12 protein-coding genes are annotated in these 20,496 nt (G+C 56.2%); 9 read left to right on the top strand and 3 right to left on the bottom strand.

The window, feature by feature from the left end:
• Nucleotides 1–7 precede the first annotated feature (7 nt).
• Nucleotides 8–784: a matrixin family metalloprotease gene (locus DKW72_RS08185; RefSeq protein ID WP_198411278.1), complete on the bottom strand. Its 777-nt coding sequence runs from the start codon at nt 782–784 to the stop codon at nt 8–10.
• A gap of 439 nt (nt 785–1,223) precedes the next feature.
• Here DKW72_RS08185 and DKW72_RS08180 point away from each other — a divergent pair, with 439 nt between their 5' ends.
• From DKW72_RS08180 to DKW72_RS08140, 9 genes are all read left to right on the top strand, one after another.
• Nucleotides 1,224–3,734 (top strand): HsdM family class I SAM-dependent methyltransferase, encoded by a 2,511-nt coding sequence (locus DKW72_RS08180; protein ID WP_111641864.1) that lies wholly within the window; start codon nt 1,224–1,226, stop codon nt 3,732–3,734.
• Nucleotides 3,727–4,983: a restriction endonuclease subunit S gene (locus DKW72_RS08175; protein ID WP_198411277.1), complete on the top strand. Its 1,257-nt coding sequence runs from the start codon at nt 3,727–3,729 to the stop codon at nt 4,981–4,983. Before DKW72_RS08180 ends, DKW72_RS08175 begins: the two co-directional genes overlap by 8 nt.
• Nucleotides 4,984–4,996: 13 nt before the next feature.
• Entirely contained in the window at nt 4,997–8,302 is a 3,306-nt protein-coding gene (locus DKW72_RS08170; protein ID WP_111641862.1) for a type I restriction endonuclease subunit R, read from the top strand.
• Complete coding sequence (locus DKW72_RS08165) at nt 8,299–8,994, top strand: M48 family metallopeptidase (protein ID WP_111641861.1); 696 nt, start codon at nt 8,299–8,301, stop codon at nt 8,992–8,994. The genes DKW72_RS08170 and DKW72_RS08165 overlap by 4 nt, the downstream gene beginning before the upstream one ends.
• Nucleotides 8,995–9,109: 115 nt before the next feature.
• Entirely contained in the window at nt 9,110–11,329 is a 2,220-nt protein-coding gene (locus DKW72_RS08160) for an MrcB family domain-containing protein (protein ID WP_111641860.1), read from the top strand.
• Nucleotides 11,330–11,350: 21 nt separating this feature from the next.
• On the top strand, nt 11,351–12,400 hold the full coding sequence (gene mcrC / locus DKW72_RS08155) for a 5-methylcytosine-specific restriction endonuclease system specificity protein McrC (RefSeq protein ID WP_111641859.1): 1,050 nt from the start codon (nt 11,351–11,353) through the stop codon (nt 12,398–12,400).
• Between the two features lie 357 nt (nt 12,401–12,757).
• The gene (locus DKW72_RS08150; protein WP_111641858.1) at nt 12,758–15,109 is read left to right on the top strand and encodes an RICIN domain-containing protein; all 2,352 of its coding nucleotides are present in this window, start codon (nt 12,758–12,760) and stop codon (nt 15,107–15,109) included.
• A gap of 100 nt (nt 15,110–15,209) precedes the next feature.
• Nucleotides 15,210–16,175 (top strand): zinc-binding metallopeptidase family protein, encoded by a 966-nt coding sequence (locus tag DKW72_RS08145; RefSeq protein WP_111641857.1) that lies wholly within the window; start codon nt 15,210–15,212, stop codon nt 16,173–16,175.
• A gap of 91 nt (nt 16,176–16,266) precedes the next feature.
• The gene (locus tag DKW72_RS08140) at nt 16,267–18,099 is read left to right on the top strand and encodes a sensor domain-containing phosphodiesterase (RefSeq protein WP_111641856.1); all 1,833 of its coding nucleotides are present in this window, start codon (nt 16,267–16,269) and stop codon (nt 18,097–18,099) included.
• 49 nt (nt 18,100–18,148) lie between these two features.
• On the opposite strand, the gene DKW72_RS08135 is transcribed toward DKW72_RS08140, so the two are convergent.
• Both DKW72_RS08135 and DKW72_RS08130 read right to left on the bottom strand, forming a co-directional pair.
• Nucleotides 18,149–19,336 carry an ABC transporter permease gene (locus DKW72_RS08135; protein ID WP_111641855.1) on the bottom strand — a complete coding sequence of 396 codons (1,188 nt, stop codon included), beginning with the start codon at nt 19,334–19,336 and terminating at the stop codon, nt 18,149–18,151.
• 2 nt (nt 19,337–19,338) lie between these two features.
• Nucleotides 19,339–20,496, bottom strand: coding sequence for an ABC transporter permease (locus DKW72_RS08130; protein ID WP_111641854.1), 1,158 nt, complete (start codon nt 20,494–20,496; stop codon nt 19,339–19,341).

Below are 20,496 nucleotides of genomic sequence, written 5' to 3'. Positions count from 1 at the left end.
TTTTGAACTACTCGTCGCGCTGCTCGGCCACCGACATTTCGTCGTGGATGACGGCCAGTTCGGTGTCAAAACCGGTGATGGCCGGGCTGCGATCCATGGCTGGTCCGTAGAGCAGCCGAACACCACGCAGATCGCCCGGCTGCAGGCCGGCGAAGGACTCGGTGTAGCGAAAGCCCATCACCTGTCCGGATGGTCCGGGGTGGTCCAGGCCGATGGCGTGGCCGATCTCGTGAATCAGCGTATAGCGGATATCGTAGACATTCTTATCACCGTCAAACCCGACCTTCCATTGCTGCTCTGGATTCAGGCACACCAGCGCCTGCTTGATGGTGCGTACATCCCCCTCCGGATCCGGCGCATAGTCGACATTGGCGTAAGCACGCCCGCGCGGCCGGCCCTGGGCGCCGAGGATGATATCGGCCTCCTGGGGGTCGCTGACCTGATGGAACGACAGGCCGGCGGCGCGCTCCCAGATGTTAAAGGCCGCGGCGGTCTCACGTTCCAACGTTTCCATGGAGAGGCGCTCCCCGGAGAGTGCTTCCATGGGCGCCAGGTCGCGGCAGTTGTGCGCGTTATCGAAGCGCAGGGCTTCCGTGGCGAAGGCATAGCTGACGCGGGCACCCACACCCAGCCGTCGCTCCCCCCATTTCACTTTCGTGCCGCTAAGCTCAAGGAGCCGATAGCCACCTTCGCTGGGGTGAGCGGGCAGGGAGAACGCCATAAGCAGAAGGCTGCTCATGACCAAAGCGAATATAGGCAGGCGTGTGGGTGTGACTGATAGCACCGCAGGCTCCTGGGAAAATAAATGAAGATGTGTAACCGACCCGTCAGGTGCGTCAGCGCACGGACAAGGTCCTTGGATATGCTCATGATAGAGAGGGCGGTTCCTACCCTGAATTGGACTCTACGCGATTCAAATCTGCCGTGCTACAAAGAATTATCAAGGAACGTAAATGAATGCTGTGACCCCTCAAGGCGCTTATTAGAATAATGAAATCAATAACATATCGGAATAGCCTTATCGCCTGTCGGACCAGATTCACCATCTCTTAGCACTGAATTATCACTCAATGCACCCTTGGAAAATCAGCCTATTCGGGTACACTGATGAGCGCTCTTCGCCGTCAGGATGGTATATTAGGCGTCATTTGAGCCGGAGTAGCTCCAGGCCTCCGCGATAATTAAACAAGAAATTGTCAAGTGACCCCGAATCAGGACGTTCTATGCCCCTAACCCTCACCCAACTCGAACGCCACCTCTTCAGCGCCGCCGACATCCTGCGCGGCAAGATGGACGCCTCGGAATTCAAGGAATACATCTTCGGCATGCTGTTCCTCAAGCGCTGCTCGGATGTGTTCGAAGAGCGCCGCGAGCAGGTGATTGCCGACCAGAAAGCCAAGGGCAAGTCCGAAACCGAGGCCGCCGAAATCGCCGAAAACCGGCTCTGGTATAAAAACTCCTTCTATGTGCCCGAAAACTCCCGCTGGAGCTGCCTGGTCAAGGAGGTGCACAAAAACGTCGGCGACGCCCTCAACACCGCCCTGGGCGGTCTGGAGCAGGGCAATACCAGCCTGCAGGATGTGCTGGAGCATATCGACTTCAACCGCAAGGTGGGCCAAAGCAAACTGCCGGATATCAAGCTGCGCGGGCTGATCAACCACTTCAACAAATACCGCCTGCGCGACCGGGACTTTGAATTCCCGGACCTGCTGGGCGCGGCCTACGAATACCTGATTGGCGACTTTGCCGATTCCGCCGGTAAAAAGGGCGGCGAGTTCTATACGCCCCGCCCAGTGGTGCGCATGATGGTGCGGCTGCTAAAGCCCGAGCAAAACCACCGTGTTTACGACCCCTGTTGCGGCTCCGGCGGTATGCTGATTGCCGCCAAGGAGTGGATCGACGAGCACGGCGGCGAGGGCTACCGGCTGGACTGCTACGGCCAGGAGGCCGCCGGCACCGTCTGGTCCATTGCGAAAATGAACATGCTGCTGCACGGCATCACCACCGCCAACCTGCAGAACGACGACACCCTGGAAAAGCCCCGCCATACCACAGGCGGCGAGCTGCAGCGCTTTGACCGCATCCTCACCAACCCACCATTCAGCATCAACTTCGGCAGCAAGGACGAGGATGAAACCGGCCAGCCGGTATTCCAGCCCCTGCACCGCGAGCGCTTCCAGTACGGCGAAGTGCCCCTGGGCAGCAAAAAAGCGGACCTGATGTTCCTGCAGCATATGCTGGCGGTGTGTGCCGAGGGCGGCATGGTGGCCACGGTGCTGCCCCACGGCGTGCTGTTTCGCGGCGGTGACGAGCAGCGCATCCGCGCCGGTATTATTGAGCACGACCTGCTGGAGGCGGTGATCGGCCTGCCGCCCAACCTGTTTTACGGCACCGGCATTCCCGCCTGCATATTGGTGCTGCGCCAGCGCGTCAGTGAAGGCGCCCAGCAGGTGAGTAGCAAACACCCCAACAACCAGGGCAAAACCCTGTTTATCAACGCCGATCGGGAATACTTTGAGGGCCGGGCGCAAAACTACCTGATGCCGGAGCACATCGAAAAAATCGCCGCCGTCTACGAAGCTTTTGCCGAAGGGGAAGGGCGGGACATTCCCGGCTTTGCCAGCATCGTCAGCACCGGCACCCTGCGCGAGAACGGCTACAACCTGAACATCCGCCGCTACGCGGACAACGCGCCGCCGCCGGAGCCCCACGACGTACACGCCCACCTGGTGGGCGGCATCCCCGAGGCGGAAATTACCGCCAAGCGGCCCCTGTTTCAGGCCCAGGGCCTAAACCCCGAGGACCTGTTCCAGCCCAAACCCAACGACCCTGGCTACCAGCTCTTTCGCGAGCAGTTCACGCAAAAAGCGGACATCAAACCCGCCATCGAAAAAAACGCCGGGGTGCAGGCTCAGGAACAAGCCCTGCGCGACGCTTTTAACCACTGGTGGCAACACCACAGCCAGAGCATCACGGCACTGGCCCAGCGCCGGGAATACGCCGCCCTGCGCAAAGAGCTGCTCAGCAGTTTTAGCGAGGCCCTGAAACCCATCGGCCTGCTGGACGACTTTCAAATCAGCGGCATGATCGCTGGCTTCTGGCACCAGCAAAAATACGACTTTCTCACCCTTATGGCCCGCGACAGCCGCGGCGTGGTGGACGCCTGGCGCACCAGCATCCTCACCGCCATGGAGGACAAAAATAACAAAGATGACCCGCTGGAACACAAGCTGGTGAAGTTTTTATTAAACGGCTTTCTGGAAGAGCTGCACCAACTGGAAAACCGCAAAGCCGAGCTGGACAGCCAGATCAAAGCCGCCGAAGAACAGCTGCCCAAAAGCGGCGACGATCAGGACGATGACAGCGAGAACGACAATGAGCCGCTGAGCGAGGCGGAAATCGCCGAGCTGACAAAGCGCATATTGAACTGGAAGAAGCAGCGCGCTGGCACTGTTAGAAAGCTCAAGGAAAAACAGGCTGCTCTGCCGGAAGAGCTGAATGCCAGCGTGGACGCCCTGGACAATGCCCAGGCCGCCGAACTATTGCTAACGATACTGCACAACGATATGCACAGCATCGTCGAGCGCTACGTTAGTGCTCAGCGCCAGCAGGTGATCGCCGCCGCGGAAAACTGGTGGGATAAATATCAGGTGACGCTGACCGAGATTGAGCAAGAGCGGGATCATGCGGCGAAGCAGTTGGCTGGGTATTTGGAGGGGTTGGGGTATGTTTGAGGCCTCTGTTGGGACAAGCATCAAGGTGTTATCCGGTTTTGCCTTCCCGTCTACTGGGTTCACGGCAGAAGATGGAATCCCGCTAGTAAGAATTCGAGACATAATGAGCGGAAAAACCGAAGTAAATTACATCGGCCCTTACCCGGATGATTACCTGATTGAAAGCGGTGATTTATTGGTGGGCATGGATGGCGACTTTAATGTAGTTCGCTGGGAGGGCCGTGAAGCCCTTCTAAATCAGCGTGTTTGTAAGATTTCTTCAAATTCACCAAGCATTCATCAAGGTTTTTTGTTTTGGTACTTAATACCGCAAATAGAAAAAATACACCGAGTTACCCCACAGACAACGGTTAAGCACTTATCAACGAAGCGCCTATACGAAATTCCACTCCCGGGCTTTAGTTTCTCAGAACAAGAGTATATCGCCAATATCCTCGACACCCTGGACACCCAGATCCGCCGAACCGAGGCCATTATCGCCAAGTTGCAGCAGGTCAAGCAGGGCCTGCTGCACGATCTGCTGACGCGCGGCATCGACGCCAACGGCCAACTCCGCCCACCCCGCGACCAAGCCCCCGAGCTCTATTCTAAATTCAGCCAAGGGTTCTTCCCTGTAGAGTGGAAGGAAGTTAAGCTCGGAAGCATGGCTGATATTGTATCTGGCGTAACTGTGGGCGGGAGCGGAGGTAAGTCTAGGAGTGTAAGCGTTCCATACCTTCGTGTAGCGAATGTTCAGGATGGATATTTAGATCTGAGCGAAGTTAAGTCGATCACCGTTAGCGCTGAAGAGAAAGAGCGCTATAGATTGCAATACGGCGATGTCTTAATGAACGAGGGAGGCGACTTCGACAAGTTGGGGCGCGGAACTGTTTGGGAAGAGCAGATTGAGGAATGTATTCACCAGAACCATGTTTTTCGTGTGCGAGTTGATAAGAAACAGCTGAGTCCATTCTTTCTCGCTTATTGGTCTGGCTCTCATTATGGAAAGAAGTATTTTGTGCTTAGCTCCAAACAGTCGACAAATCTAGCATCCATAAATTCGACGCAGTTGAAAGCATATCCGGTTATGGTTCCGCCTGCGGCGGAACAGCTAGAGATTGAAACTCGGGTTAAGTCCATCAACTCAAAAATGGACTCTCATCACCGTGAAAACGAAAAACTAAAAAAACAAAAATCCGGCCTAATGGACGACCTGCTAACCGGCCGCGTCCGCGTTACCTCTCTTCTCGACACCGCCAAAGCCAGCTAACAGGAGTTTGTTTATGGGCCCGGAATTACAGTACAGCGAACAGCCCTTAATCGACCAGCTGGTGGCTATGGGCTGGACCTTTACCCCCGGCAGCCTGGATAACCCGGCGGCCACCGGGCGCAATAGTTTTGCCGAGGTATTGCAAACCGACGTACTGCGCGCCCAGCTAAAACGGATCAATACCCGCACTTTGGACAATGGCGAGCAGGTGGAGTGGCTGGACGAGGAGCGCAGCAGCAGTGCGGTGTCCGCCCTGTCGCGCATTGCCGCGCCGGGGCTAATGGAGGCCAACCAGATTGCCACGGAACTTGTCACCGAAGGCTTTGTGGTGGACGGCCTGGCGGATTGGGACGGCGGGCGCTCACGCACCATTCACTATATCGACTGGGAAAACCCGGCCAATAATCAGTTCACGGTGATCAACCAATTCAAGGTGCAGTGCCCACCGGGGCACGACAGCGTCAAGCAGCATGTGATTCCGGACCTGGTGCTGCTGGTCAACGGCATTCCGCTAGTGGTGATCGAGTGCAAAAGCCCCACCGCCAGCTCCGCGCCGGTGAGCGAGGCCATCGATCAGTTGCGCCGCTATTCCAATCAGCGTTTTGCCCAGGGGGAGGTGAGCGATAACGAAGGGGCACCGGCGCTGTTTAACACCAACCAGTTTCTGCTGGCCACCTGCTTTGATGAGTGTCTGGTGGGCACCCTGGCCGCCGGCAGTGGCCATTACCTGCCCTGGAAAACCGTGGCGGGCATCGATAACCCCCAGCGCACCGAGGCCGAGGTGGCCGAAGCCCTGGGGGTTAAAAGCCTCTCGCCCCAGCAGCGCACCGTGGCGGGCATGTTGGATAAAGCCAACCTGCTGGATATTGTGCGCCACTTTACCCTGTTTATGACCACCGGCGGCCAGACCATCAAGCTGGTGTGCCGCTACCAGCAGTATCGCGGTGTGGTCAAAGCCATTGACCGGCTGAAAGCCGGCAAAACCCGCAAGCAGGACGGCGAATACGACCGCCGGGGCGGCATTGTCTGGCACACCCAGGGTTCGGGCAAAAGCCTGACCATGGTGTTCGCCCTGCGCCGCATCCGCACCGACCCCGCCCTGCGCCGTTTCAAGGTGGTGGTAGTCACCGACCGCAACGACCTGCAAAAGCAGCTCTCCGGTACCGCCACCTTGAGTGGCGAAGCGGTGCAAACTGCCAAAAACAGCCGGAGCCTGAAAAACATCCTGCGCCAGGACGGGCCGGGGCTGGTGTTTGCCATGATTCAAAAATACCGGGACGAGGCCAGCAAGCTCGGCGACTTTGAGCAGCTGAACAACAGCGAAGATATTCTGGTAATGGTGGACGAAGCCCACCGCACTCAAGCTGGCGACCTGCACGCCAACCTGCTGGCCAGCCTGCCCAATTGCGCGCGCATCGGCTTTACCGGCACTCCCATTATTATGGGCGAGAAAAAACGCACCCACGAAATCTTTGGCGAGTTTATAGACAAATACACCATTCGCGAGGCGGAAGCCGATGGCGCCACCGTACCCGTATTGTACGAAGGCCGCACGGTGCAGGGCGCAGTCAAAGACGGTAGCAGCCTGGACGAGTTGTTTGAAGACTTTTTTGCCGGCAAAAGCGACGACGAGCTGGAGGCGATCAAGAAGAAATACGCCACCAAGGGCAATGTCCTGGAAGCGCCCAAGCTGATTGAAGAAAAAGCGCGGGACATGCTGCGTCACTACGTCACCTACATACTGCCCAACGGTTTCAAGGCCCAGGTGGTGGCTTACAGTCGCCTCGCGGCGGTGCGTTACAACGGCGCCTTTGAAAAAGCCCGCGACGAGCTCTTGGGAGAGGTGGCATTGCTGCCTCCACACATCAAGGCACTGGACGACGAAGAACTGTGTCGCAAGTCCCCGAAAATGCAGGCGCTGGTACAGGCCTGGCGCTACCGGGAGCTGATTGGCCGGTTGCAGTTTGCCACCATTATCTCCGGTGATAATAACGACGGCAGTGAGTGGGCCGAACACACCGACCGCGCCGCCCAAGACTTGGCCATTGACCGCTTCAAGAAACCGCTGCTTCCCAAAGAAGGATCCAGCAAAGACAATAGCGACCCGCTGGCATTTCTGATCGTCAAGTCCATGCTGCTCACCGGCTTTGATGCGCCCATTGAAGGCGTCATGTACCTGGACCGCTCCATTCGCGAAGCGGAACTGCTGCAAACCATCGCCCGCGTCAACCGCACCGGCTTTGGCAAAACCGCCGGCATTGTGGTGGATTACTACGGTGTGGCCAATCACCTGAAAGCCGCACTGGCCGCCTACAGCGATGAGGACGTGGACGGCGCCCTGCGCAGCCTGAAAGACGAAATCCCCGCCCTTCGCGACCGCCACCTGCGTGCCGTGGATGTGCTGCGCGCCCGTGGCATGGAAGACTTGAACGATATCGAAACTTGCGTGCAGGCCCTGGACAGCGAGCGCCTGCGCCAGGAGTTTGGGGTAAAGGTCAAAGCCTTTATGCAGAGCCTGGACCTGGTGCTGCCGCGCCCGGAGGCGCTGCCCTTTACCCAGGACGCCAAGCAACTGGCCATGATCTACGCCGCCGCCCGACGCCGCTACCGCGACGGGCCAGTGTTGGGCAAGGATGTGGGCGCCAAGGTGCGCAAGCTGATCGATGACCATGTTATTTCCCTGGGCATCGATCCGAAAATCGCCCCGGTCAACCTGACCGACGCCAGCTTTAGCCAGCAGCTGAATCAGGTGCGCGACCAGGCCGCCAGCTACAACGCCGACCCGGAGAAAGCCCAGAAGGCCGTGGCCTCGGAAATGGAGCATGCCATTCGCAGCCATGTTCAGCAAAAGCTGGATGAGGACCCGGTGTACTACGGCAAACTCAGCGAGCGCTTAAAGGACATTCTGGACGGCCTGGAAGGGCAGTGGGCCGAGCTGATTACCGCACTGCAATCCATTATCGACGAGGTCAACAGCGGCAGCACCCAGCACGAGGCGGGCTTGCCCGATGTGCCGGAGCACTACCTGCCGTTCTACCGCATGCTACGCGCCGCCAAATGCGGCGAGGCCCAGCCGGATATGGCGGTAGAGACGGACCTGATCACCCTCACCGAAAGCCTGGTGGAGTACACCATTCAGGAGGTCCGAACCTCCGCCTTCTGGCAACCCCACCGCCGCCCCATGCAGGAGGCGCTGGAGCAGGCACTGTTCGAGCGTATTGTCGACAGTGAACTACTGGACTTTAACGACGTGCCGCCGCTGGTGGATAAGCTGCGTGAGTTGGCCAAGGCCAACTCTTATAAACTGGAGCAGGAATGATCGTCACCGTCGATGACCTGACCATTCCGGTGCGCGAAAGCCCGCGCCGAAAGACCCTGCAACTGACGGTGGAGCGGGACAGCTCCCTGCGCCTGACCGTCCCGCCGGGTGTCGATTTGGAGACGCTCGAAGCCTTTGTGCGCAGCAAACAGCCCTGGGTGTACAAAAAACTCGCCGAAAAGGCGCTGATGCAGAAAACCATTCGCCAAAAACAATTTGTGCAGGGCGAGGGCTTTCTGTACCTGGGTCGCCACCACCGCCTGAACCTGGTGGATGAGGACCAGGCGGAACCGCTGAAACTGGTCAACGGCCGCTTTCACCTGCGCCAGGATGCTTTGTCCGAAGCCCGGCAACACTTTATCCGCTGGTACAGCCAGCGCGGTAAAGCCTGGCTCTGGCAGCGCGTGCAGGAGTTCGCCGCCCGGCTAGAAGTGCAGCCCGCCGGCATGAAAGTGCAGGACCTGGGCTACCGCTGGGGGTCCTGCGGCAAGGGCCAGATGCTCTATTTCCACTGGAAAACCATCCTGCTGCCGGCGCGCATCGCCGAGTACGTGGTCGTCCACGAGCTGGTACACCTGCACGAGCCCAACCACTCCGCCGAATTCTGGCTGCGCCTGGAGCGCGCCATGCCGGATTATGAAGAGCGTAAGCAGTGGCTCGCGGAGCATGGGATGGATGTAGAGGGGTTGTAATTGGTGGCAAAGGTTTTTAAAGGCAATTAAGGCTTATGTGAAGTTGGGTCCGGGTTTTCTAAGTTTATTGCGGGCAAAATTTTTTAAGGAAACGAGCTAAAAAGGGCATCTAGAGATGAGTAGATTTTGCGGAGCAAAAGACATAACCCCCATTCTCTCGGCAGCAGAAAAATGGAGAAAAACCAGTTTGATCGACGGCCAATCGGTTTTCGGTCTGGGCGAAGTATGGAATAGTTCAGCTGTAGATGATCTCGTTACTCATTATGTAAAAAATCTCGATTATGGTGAGGGTAACTTTACGGAGAAGCTTGAAAAGCAGCTTGAGTCCGCGTCTCGTGAGGCTAAGGTCCTTTGCGCTGAGATTATGTGGGTCATGTTGCTGTCGCCTAGCAACATAAATCCAGAAAAGAAGCGGCAGAACGTGGCTGCCATTCTTTCCTGGGCAGGAGAGAGTCTGCCCGACGATGAATCGCTTCTCTCAGATTTCGTTCTCTCTGGCATCGGTAGTGGTGGTACTGCATATAACAATTTGCGCTGGAAGGAGTTAGTTTATTTTATCGAGATATTGGCGGAGCTTTTTTCGCTATTAGAATCTGAAAGGGCCTCGTTGCTTGAAGATGGCGATCGCTTGGCGTTGTGGCTAGAAAAGATACCTGGGAACGATAACCGGCAGTTTCGCCACATGTTGCTTTACCTTCTTTTTCCTGACGCGTTCGAGCGAATATTCGGAAATAGCGACCGTATCAAAATTCTTAAAAGCTTTGGTGGTTTGACTAACAAAGAAGTTAAAGTTCTTAAGGCGCATCAGGTGGATAGTAAGCTTGCCGAGATCCGGTCGTATCAAGAGGCTTCATTTGGAACCTCAGATCTGGACTGGTATGTGCCCCCGCTAAAAGCTTTGTGGCAAAACACTACCAAGTCTCAGTACGGTACCGAAAACCAATCTATTTACGATACCTTGATCACGTTTCTTGAGCAGGCCCAAACCGAAGATTTGCGCACTAAGGACTATCCTGGATCTCACGCTGGACTAACCTTGAGGATCAGTTTTGGCGCTGGCAACCAAGCTCACGTGCCCTGGATAGGTATGTTGGCGAAGGGGCAAAGCCCCACCAAAGGGATATACCCTGCTTACCTTTACTACAGGGCCGAGCGTATATTGATTTTGGCGAAGTGTGTCAGTGCGACCAATACTCCGTTGATGAGCTGGGACGTTAATGGCGACAGTCAAACGGTGAGCGAATATTTTAGGGAAATGGTAGGTAAGCCGGCTATTCGTTATGGAGATTCATACGTCCATAACGTTTACAATTTATCAGAAGAACTTGATAAAGATCAGATTGATGCTGATCTTGCGGATCTTATTGACGAATACCTGACTACTATTGGAGAAGAAGCTGCTGTGGTGAGTGAGCCAGAAATCCCTGGTTATGACTCGAATCCATCTGAGAGTGAAGAGGAGGATTTCTCTATAGATTCCTTTGTAGGCGATGTGTTCACTAGCCGTGAAAGGCTAGAGGGTATGTTGAGTCTTCTTCGGAACAAGAAGAATATCGTATTGCAAGGGCCTCCGGGCGTGGGAAAGTCTTTTTTGGCGAAGAAACTAGCTTACGCTTTGATGGGTAAAAAGTCCGTTAACCAGGTCGATATGGTGCAGTTTCACCAGTCTTACGCTTACGAGGACTTTGTTCAGGGCTATCGCCCAAGCGACGCTGGCTTTGAGTTGAAGAATGGCCTTTTTCACCAATTCTGCACCAAAGCTGGGAAAGCCCCTGAAAAGCTGTTTGTTTTCATAATTGATGAAATTAACCGTGGCAACCTAAGCAAGATATTCGGGGAGCTAATGCTATTGATAGAAGCCGATAAGCGAGGTCCGGACTGGAGTGTTCCACTTACCTACAGTAAAGACCTGGGAGAGCGCTTCTATATTCCAGAAAATGTTCACTTAATTGGACTGATGAATACGGCTGACCGTTCGCTTTCGATGGTAGACTACGCGCTGCGCCGTCGTTTTGCCTTTGTAGATCTTAAGCCAGAGTTCGAAAGCGAAGGGTTTTCCCATTTTTTAGAAGTAAAGGGAGTGGAGAAGGCTATGATTACCACTATTGTGAGTCGCATGAATGCTTTAAATTCCAAAATTGCTAACGATAGCGCTAATCTAGGCCCCGGTTTCTGTATAGGCCATAGCTTTTTTTGTGGCCCTTCTGAATCTGGTGTTTACGGCAATGCGTGGTTCAAACAGGTTGTTGAGTTTGAAATAGCACCGTTGGTTCGGGAATACTGGTTTGATGACCCTAGAACTGCTCAGTCGCTAATTGATGGCTTGTTGGCTTAGGATGAACACTAAGGTTTTCCAATGACTCCCTCCATTCCTATACAGAATTTGTATTACTTGCTTATCTACTCTTGGAATCGGTTGGCGGAGTCCGAGGTGGTCAATATATCGGGGATAGACTCCACTCGCCAAGTGGATCTTTTTGCGTCGGTGCTCGCTCAGGGGGTTCGTCATCTGATTAGACGCGGCTTGGAGCAGGGTTACCAAAACTATCAAGAGACAATTCCCGGTATTCGAGGCCGCATTGATATGGCAACGACTGCGCGCCGGGCGCTTGCTGCTCAGGGGCTGGCTCACTGTGAATTTGACGAACTCACTACCAATACTGCGAACAACCAGATTATCCGCTCAACGCTGTACCACCTCGCGAAGGTGTCCGATCTGGATGGTCAGCTGAGAAAGCAGTTGGTTGGCCTGTATCGTGAGCTTGATGGTATCGATTGCCCCCCGCTGAAGAAGTCCCTTTTCCGAAGAGTTCAACACCATGGAAACGCGCGTTTCTATCGGTTTCTGTTAAACGTATGCGAACTTGTCGCTGCCGGCCTTCTGGTTGACCAAGAGGAGGGGGGTTATAGATTTCGAGATTTTCTACGTGATGAAAAGCTAATGGCGCGCGTCTACGAGGAGTTTCTTTTTAACTTTTATCGAACCGAGCGACCTGATCTCTCTATTACAAAAGAAAGAATATCCTGGACGGTCGAGCCTGGATCTTCGTCTGATATGGCCTATCTGCCAGGGATGGAAACTGATATATCGGTTCGGAGCAAGACAAAGACCTTGGTTATTGATGCTAAGTACTATGTTCGCACCCTGACTAGTTACTATGATACCGAGCGAATCCATTCAAGTAATCTGTATCAACTGTTTGCGTACCTGAAGAATATGGAGGCTCGCGGCGGCCCCGATGCCCATTCAGAGGGCATGTTGCTTTATCCCACTATTGAACAAGAGCTTCGTTTAAATTACCGAATACAGGGTCACAACGTAAGAATTTGCACGGTAAATTTGGCAGAGAACTGGAAGGATATAAAAGAAGAGCTTCATGATATTGTAGGCTGCATGACCCTTTAAACTTAGATGGGGAATCATACAATCTACTGGCCATCTGACCTGGTATCGACTCTGGGTCCTAGGTCCCCCCTCAGGTCGCTTATTAGAATAATGAAATCAATAACATATCGAAATAGATTTCCCAGATCCTTATTCAAAATGGTGCTGGATATCGGGCAAAACTGTGAATTGTTACCTAGTGCCATTTTGAGTATTGTCAGATAATAGTACAGCTGTACCGATAACTATAAGTCGCTTAGGGACGAGGCACTCCTCGGAAAGGCTTCCATTCATCCGGACTCCCCTTGCTTCATATGGGACAGCTGCAGTTTTGGCGGGTGAGTTCACGTATTACCATAATAAATAACAGGTGAACCGATGAGAGATATATCGCACGTTTTCAAAAAAATAAGTCAGTGGGCTTTGCTGTCGATGGCACTTTTGGGCACTTCGATGGTACAGGCGCAAGTGGCCGATGGCCGCTATAACATTATTTCCCGCCATAGCGGTTTGGCCATGGAGGTCGAGGGCGCCAGTACAGATAATGGTGCAAACATCCAGCAATGGGAGCTGGGCAGCGGCACCCATCAGCAGTTTGATGTGACCAATCTGGGTAATGGCTACTACTCCATTCGACCGGTTCGCAGCAACAAGTCGATTGATGTGTGGGAGTTCAGCATGGATCCCGGCGGAGAGATTCGGCAGTACGATTGGACCGAATCCAATGTTCAGCAGTGGGAGATTCAAAGCGTCGGCTCGGGGTATCAGCGCATTGTTTCCCGTCACAGCGGCCTGGCCTTGGATGTATGGGGCTGGAGCACCAGCAACGGTGGCGATATCCGTCAGTGGGACATAACCACCGGGGAGAACCAACACTGGGAGTTTCTGCCCGTGAGTGGCGGTTCATCCTCACTCCTGACCGAGGCGTTCGACGCGACCAATGCCAGTCACTTCTTCAGCGCGAACTACAAGTCACTGGCGAGCAGTTCGAATACGGCGTTCTACCATGCGCTGGCCGGCTCCGGAAATATGTCTGTCGCCAACAACCAGCTGACCTTTGGGAATGCCCGCTTCAGCCTGGGTAATACCACGCCCACGGTGAGTACCTCTTCCAGCGACTCGCTCAGCAACACCACCGGCGAGCTGGACCTGAGCCAACCCTACCGTATTTCTTTCTGTGTGCAGGGGACATCGGGCAACGGCAGTAAGAAATTCCAGATCTACGTGGATAACAATACCACTGGCCAGGCTAACTCGGCCCACGGCGGCGCTTCCCGCATCCATGACGTTGCCGTCAGCAACCTCGGCGCAGGGCAGCGGGTGGTGGTTGATTCCTCGGTGGGCACCGCGACTTCCTTTCTGCAACTGCGTGTCGAGAGCGAGGCTTCGGTAACCATCAGTGATTTGTGGATCGAGCACCAGTCGTCAGCACAGCCCCAGCCTGGCTGCGGCAGCTCCGGCGGGGGTTCTGCACCTCTGGTGGAAGATCTGTCACATCTGGTGCCGGCTGCACCCACACCCACGCCGCACAATGTGATTCCCAATGGCAGCCGCACGGTGTACGTGGCGACCAACGGCAGCAACAACAATTCAGGCACGATCGGTTCACCCTATGCGACGTTGAACCATGCGGTGAGTAATGCCCAGCCCGGTGATGTGATTGTGATGCGCGGGGGCGTCTACTTTCACGACGATACCGTTCGCCTGAACAATGTCAGCGGCACGGCCAATAATCCCATTACGGTCTTCGCCTATCCCGGCGAGCAACCCATTCTGGATTTTGCGCCCCAGGGGATCCAGAACAATGCTCACGGCGTGCGCCTGAATGCCGACCACTGGCATTTGTATGGTCTGACCATTCGCAATGCAGGGCACAATGGCCTGCGTATGGATGGCAGCCACAACCGCCTGGAGCGCCTGGTGTCCCATGATAACTACGATACCGGTATCCTTTTGGGCGGCTCTGCCTCCCATAACCTGATCATGAATTGCGACAGCTTCCGTAACTTCAACTCGGCGGTTTACACCAGCCGGGTGGGGAATAATGCCGATGGCTTTGGGGCCAAGCAGTTGGATATCGGGCCGGGCAACCATTTCTATGGCAACCGCTCGTGGGAGAACTCGGATGACGGTTTCGATTTCTGGCGTGCGCCGCACCCGATTGTGCTACAGAACAACTGGACCTTCGGCAACGGCGACGCCAGCGTGTTTGGCAACCCGAGCAATTTCGAAGGCGGCGGCAACGGCTTCAAGCTGGGCGGCAACCACGATCCGGGCGACCACATTGTGGTGCGCAATATCGCCTTCAACAACTTTGGGACCAGCGGCAATGCCAAGGGCTTCGACCACAACAATAACAGCGGTGCCCTGACGTTGCTTAACAATACCGCCTTTAATAACGGGCGAAACTATGTGTTCCCCAATGATCCGGCGGATTCGGGCAAGCGCCATATCTTCTACAACAATGTGAGCTTTCAGGGCAGTGTGGATCTTTCCAGCGGCGCGACCCAAGGCGGCAACAGCTGGCAGGAGGGTAGCCCGACCAGCGGCATGTTTGAGAGCCTGGATATGTCCCTGGCCACGAGCCCGCGCCAGGCGGATGGTTCGCTGCCGGTGATCAACCTGCTGCGCCCCAAACCTGACAGCTTTATGGTCGACGGTGGCGTCAATATCGGCCTGAGTTACAAGGGGGACGCACCGGATATCGGTGTTTACGAATACACGCCCTGATCAAGCCCTGACGCGCATCCAGCCGGGTGCGCGTTAAGGTGTACATAGGCGGTTCTAACGCGCATGATGGAGGCTGACACTTCTAGCGGGAGCTTTTCCTATGCGCGTTTTTGCCAATCCGGTCGGTGCCGGTAGGCTCTGGTTCGACAATCTTGCGACCGCCGACGGTACGCCGGTCGCCTACGACCCCCAAGCCCGGGCCTTTGTGCCCATGCGGCCCTTCTGCGCCAACCGGGACAGAATCGGGTGCAACTGGATAGCGCCGGAAGAGGGCGCCTTCTGCCGATCCTGCGCCATGACCGCGCTCGCACCTGACCCATCGATTCCCAATGCCATCCCCAACTGGGCCCAAACCGAAGCCGCCAAGCGCTGGGCGCTGGACAACCTCGGCCGTTGGCACTGGTTTCGCCCTGAAGACCCGGGGGCGCGGCCGGTATTTCACCTGCTCGCAGAGGGCCCGACGCCGGTTCCCATGGGGCATGCGGAGGGCGTGGTGACCATCAGTGTGGCGGAGGTGGATCCCATTCTGGTCACGACTCGCCGCGAGGCGCTGCAAGAGCCTTATCGCACCATGATCGGGCATATGCGCCACGAGATTGCCCACATGCTCTGGTGGCGGCTGAGTCTGCGTGAGGATTTTATGGACGAGTTTCGCGCCATGTTCGGCGACGAGCGGATTGATTACCCTGCCGCGCTTCAATACCACTACGAGAACGGCCCGCCAGAGGGCTGGAAACAGCATTATCTGACCAGCTACGCCTCTTCACACCCGCACGAGGACTGGGCGGAGACCGCGTCCCACCTGCTGCACCTGACCGACATTGCCGACAGTTTTGTGGCCACCGGGCTGTCATCGCCGGACATAGTGAGCTCGGGCTGGGACCCCTACTCGGAGCCGGATGCCGGGCGCCTGATCCAAACCGCCGCAGCGCTCACCGTGGGCATGAATCACGTCAACCGCAGTATGGGGTTGGCGGACCTCTATCCGTTCGTACTGTCGGAGCACGCCCGCCATAAACTTGCCTTTGTGCATAACTGGTTGCGCCGGGGCGCGCAGGGGCTTTGAGCCCAGCGGTCGGGACTTGCGCCCACACTGGCAGTGGCGGCGCTATCCTCTATACTGAGAGCAAGGACCCTCCAGGAGGCCCCGGACAATCATGAATCAGAGCACCTACATCGCGCCGAAGATTCCCGAGGGTGAGGAGGAGCGCCTGGCGGAGCTGTATGGCCTGGAACTGCTGGATACTGCATCGGACCTGCGTTTTGACCGCTATACCAGCCTGGTGGCGGAGCTGTTCGATTTTCCCATCGTGTTGATTACCCTGGTGGATCGGGACCGGCAGTGGTTCAAATCCAAGCTGGGCTGGAACAAATCCGAATGCCCGCGGGATATTTCCTTCTGCGGCCACGCCATCAATCAGGATTCGTTGTTGGTTGTGCCGAATGCGCTGGAAGACCCGCGTTTTGCCGGCAACCCACTGGTCACCGGCGATCCTCATATTCGCTTTTACGCTGGCGCGGTGGTGCGCGGTCCGACCGGCCATGCCTTGGGCACGCTCTGCGTGCTCGACCACAAGCCCCGTCACTTTGACGAGGTGCAGTGTACTCGCCTGCGACACTTCGCGGATCTGGTTGAAAATGAAATTGCCCATTGCGCTGACTTGCTGGCACTGAAGGGCTCTATCGAATTGTCGGCCTATTATGACCCCCTGACGCATTTGCCCAATCGCGAGCTGTTGATGAACCGTTTGGATCAGTTACTTGAGTTGGCCAACGTAGAGTCCTTGCAGGTCGTCGTCTTGCTGTTCAATGTAACGGGACTGCGCCTGATCAACCAAAGCCTGGGCACCCACGCCGGGGATGAGCTGCTGCGGCAACTGGCTGACAGGCTGCAGGATACTTGCCCGGCAGGTGGCTCAGTCGCGCGCTTACAAGCGGATGAGTTAGTGCTTATATTTCCTGTAAAAGCCGATAGCCAACGCGAAGCTTTCACCCATAAGATTCACGCTGCACTTGAACGTCCCTATCGTTGTGAGGGCCAGGAGCATTACCTGAGCGTCAAAATCGGGGGTAGTCTATTTCCCGGTCAGGGCAAGAGTGCCGGCGCCCTGATTGAGCAGGCGTCTGCAGCGATTCGGTTAAGTCCCGAGGGCCTGGCGGAGCCGGTGCATTACTTTGATCATGCCTATTCAGACTCGCTCTCCGAGCATCTGAGAATTGAGTCCTGTTTGAAGGGGGCTCTGGCGAGGGATGAATTCTATTTGCTTTACCAACCCATTTTTTCCTTGCGTACGGGCAAGATGACGGGCGTGGAAGCGCTTCTACGCTGGCGTTGCCAGGAGCTCGGGCAAGTAACGCCGGATCAATTTATTCCTGTGGCAGAGGAGAACGGCTTGATTGTGCCGATCGGTCGCTGGGTACGCAAGGAGGTCTTCCGGCAGCTGCAGGTCTGGTGCAGGGAAACCGACTGGGACATAACAGTTGCCATCAATGTGTCACCGGCGGAGCTGGTGCAACCCACATTCTCCCAGGACTTGCTTGAGCGATTGGCGTTCTCGCAGATACCCGCAAAGCTGTTGCGTATCGAGATTACCGAGCACTCTCTGGTGCGAGACAACGAGATTGTGGATAAGAACCTGGCATGGCTGAAAGAGCAGGGCATCGAGATCAATATTGACGATTTTGGTACCGGCTACTCGTCCCTGTCTTATTTGCGGCGTTTGCCCGTAAGTAGCTTGAAGATTGACCGTTCGTTTATCGACGCCCTGCCTGCGAGCGAGGACGGCGCAACGATTACCTGCACCATTATCGATATGGCTAAAGCCCTGGGACTGGAGCAGGTGGCGGAAGGCATTGAAAAGATTGAGCAATTGGCTTTCCTGCGCGAACATCAGTGCGCGTACGGTCAAGGATACTTTCTTTCCCACCCACTGACGTCCGAAAAGATTTCTGTTTTGCGAGGTGGATCAGGTGTATTCGATTTCCAGTAGGTCGGATTAGGCGCAGCCGTAATCCGACACCTGTGGCACCAACCTTTCCTCAGGTCTCCCTCAATGCCGTTGCCACCGGCAACCGGGCCGCACGCACGGCGGGGAAAAAACCGCCCACCAGCCCGATCACCACCGCCGCGATGATCCCCTGGATCAGCAGGTCGGCCGTGACGGCAAAATCGAACACCACCTGGCTAAAGCTGGCGCTATTGATGGTGGATACGGTGTAACCGTTAAAGACCAGAAACACCACCAGCGCCCCAATCAGACCGCCGACAACGGCCAGTAACAAGGACTCCACCAGGGTGGACAGCGCCACCGGAAAGGCACCGAAGCCGATGGCGCGCAGGGTGGCGATTTCCCGAGTGCGTGCCGACACCGAGGCGTACATGGTGTTGATGGCACCGAAGATGGCGCCCAGCGACATCAGTACCGCCAAAGGATAACCGATGGCCTTGATAAACAGGCTTAAGGGCTCGGCCTGTTCGGCCATGTAGTCCGATTCGCGCTTTACGTCCATATCCAGGCGCGGATCGTCCGCGACTTCTGCGCTGAATAAATCAAAGGCAGTGTCGGACGCCAACTTGACTCGAACACTCTGAAAACTGTTGCCGCGCCGGTAAGCGGACTGGACCGTGCTGGCATCCGCCCAAAGCTCGGATTCAGCAGACCCGCCTCCGGCGGAAAAAATACCTACCACGGTCCACTCGGTCTGCCCCAGGCGCACCGTCGAGCCAATGTCCAATTCGGCAAACTGGTGGTGTGCCCCGCGTCCCACAATCAGTTCATTGCGCCCGGTATCAAAGTTACGCCCCTGAATAAATTCGATGTTGTCCCGTACCTGAAACGCGCCTTGCTGGACGCCCCGCAGGGGCACGTTGGCGCTGGTTCCGGTGGCACGTTTGGGGATGTCCACCACCACGTACAGTTCCGCCGAGGAAACCGCCTGGCCATCGCGCTGGAGCACGCCCGGTAACTGGGTGACCAACTGGGTTTCCTCGTGGCTGAGTCCGCTGCTGAGCTCCGAGGTGGAGCCAGAGCGCATGACGATGGCGGTATCGTCGGCCCCCGCCATGGTCATGGTGCGCTGAAAGCCAGAGGCCATGGACAGCACCCCGATAAAGACGCCGACCACACAGGCGACGCCGAACACGGCGACGGCTGATGAGCCAAGCCGCTTGGGCAGATTGCGAATGTTCATCGCGCAGACGGTTCCAATTTGTGTCAATTCGCTCATGGCTATCGCCTCCCCAGCGCGGTCACAATATTTAGACGCATCCCCTGAATCGCCGGCAGTAACCCGGCGATAACGCCGAGCAGGACGATAGCCAGGACACCATTGCTCCAAACCCGCGCGGGCATACTAAAGCCCGGCAGGAACGCGGCCACTTCCGCGGCCACGCCCCCCACCATCAACCAGGCCAGCAGCAGTCCGAGCAGGCCACCGATAAGTGCCATCAAAATCGATTCTGCCAGAACCATGATCAATACCGATCGGTCAGAAAATCCCAGGGTTTTGAGAATGGCCATTTCCGGAATGCGTTCGCGCACAGCCTGAGACATGGTGTTGGCGGCGACCAGGAGCATGGTGAAAAATACGGCGCCGAGAATCAGCCCGGTGATGGTGCCAATATCGCCAAACTGCGCCATAAAGGCTTCGATAAAGGCTTTTTCCGTGCTGGTCTTGGTTTCGGTGGGGGAGTTGGCAAATAGGGCATCGACCCGCTCGGCCACTTCGGCCGCCTGTTCCGGGTCGTCCACCTCGATCACCAGCCAGCCCACGGTGCCCTGATCCCACTGGCGAGCCTCGTCAAAATACTCGTGATGGAACAGCATGCTGCCTTCGTCGGCGCCCGAGGCCTGCGCTGAGAAAATGCCTTCGATCACGAATTCCCAGTTGCGGCTGCCGTCCTGCTGGGGAAACATACTGAACAACGGCACCCGGTCGCCAACTTCCCAGCCGAACCGCTGCGCCAGTACCGGGCCGATGACGGCGCCCATGCGGTTGTTTTTCCAGGCCCGCATCTGATCTTCCGGCAGCGTCATCAGGTCCGAGTAAATACTGAAATAGCTGTCCGCATCCACGGCGAACTGCGCAAACTGGTTACGTGGTTCCTGGTAGTAGCCGCCGAACCAGCTGGCGTAAGTGACTTCATTCACGCCTTCGACGCCGCGCACCCGGTTGACGTAACTGTAGGGTAGGCTCTGAATCAGCGAGACCTTGTGAATGGTGAGCAGTCGATCGGCACCGGCAATCTCCGCGCCCTGGCTGAAGGCCGCGTTGATGGAGCCCAGTGCGCCGAACAGAATAAAGGCCACCGCAATGGATAGAATCGTAAGCGTGGTGCGCAGTTTTTTGCGCACCAGGTTTTTCCAGATAAAGTAGAAGTATTTCAT

It is taken from the genome of Marinimicrobium alkaliphilum (assembly GCF_003259155.1).
Classification (GTDB): Bacteria; Pseudomonadota; Gammaproteobacteria; order Pseudomonadales; family Cellvibrionaceae; genus Marinimicrobium_A; species Marinimicrobium_A alkaliphilum.
Note: the sequence above shows the minus strand (reverse complement) of the source record. Positions and strands in the feature narration are given on the sequence as shown.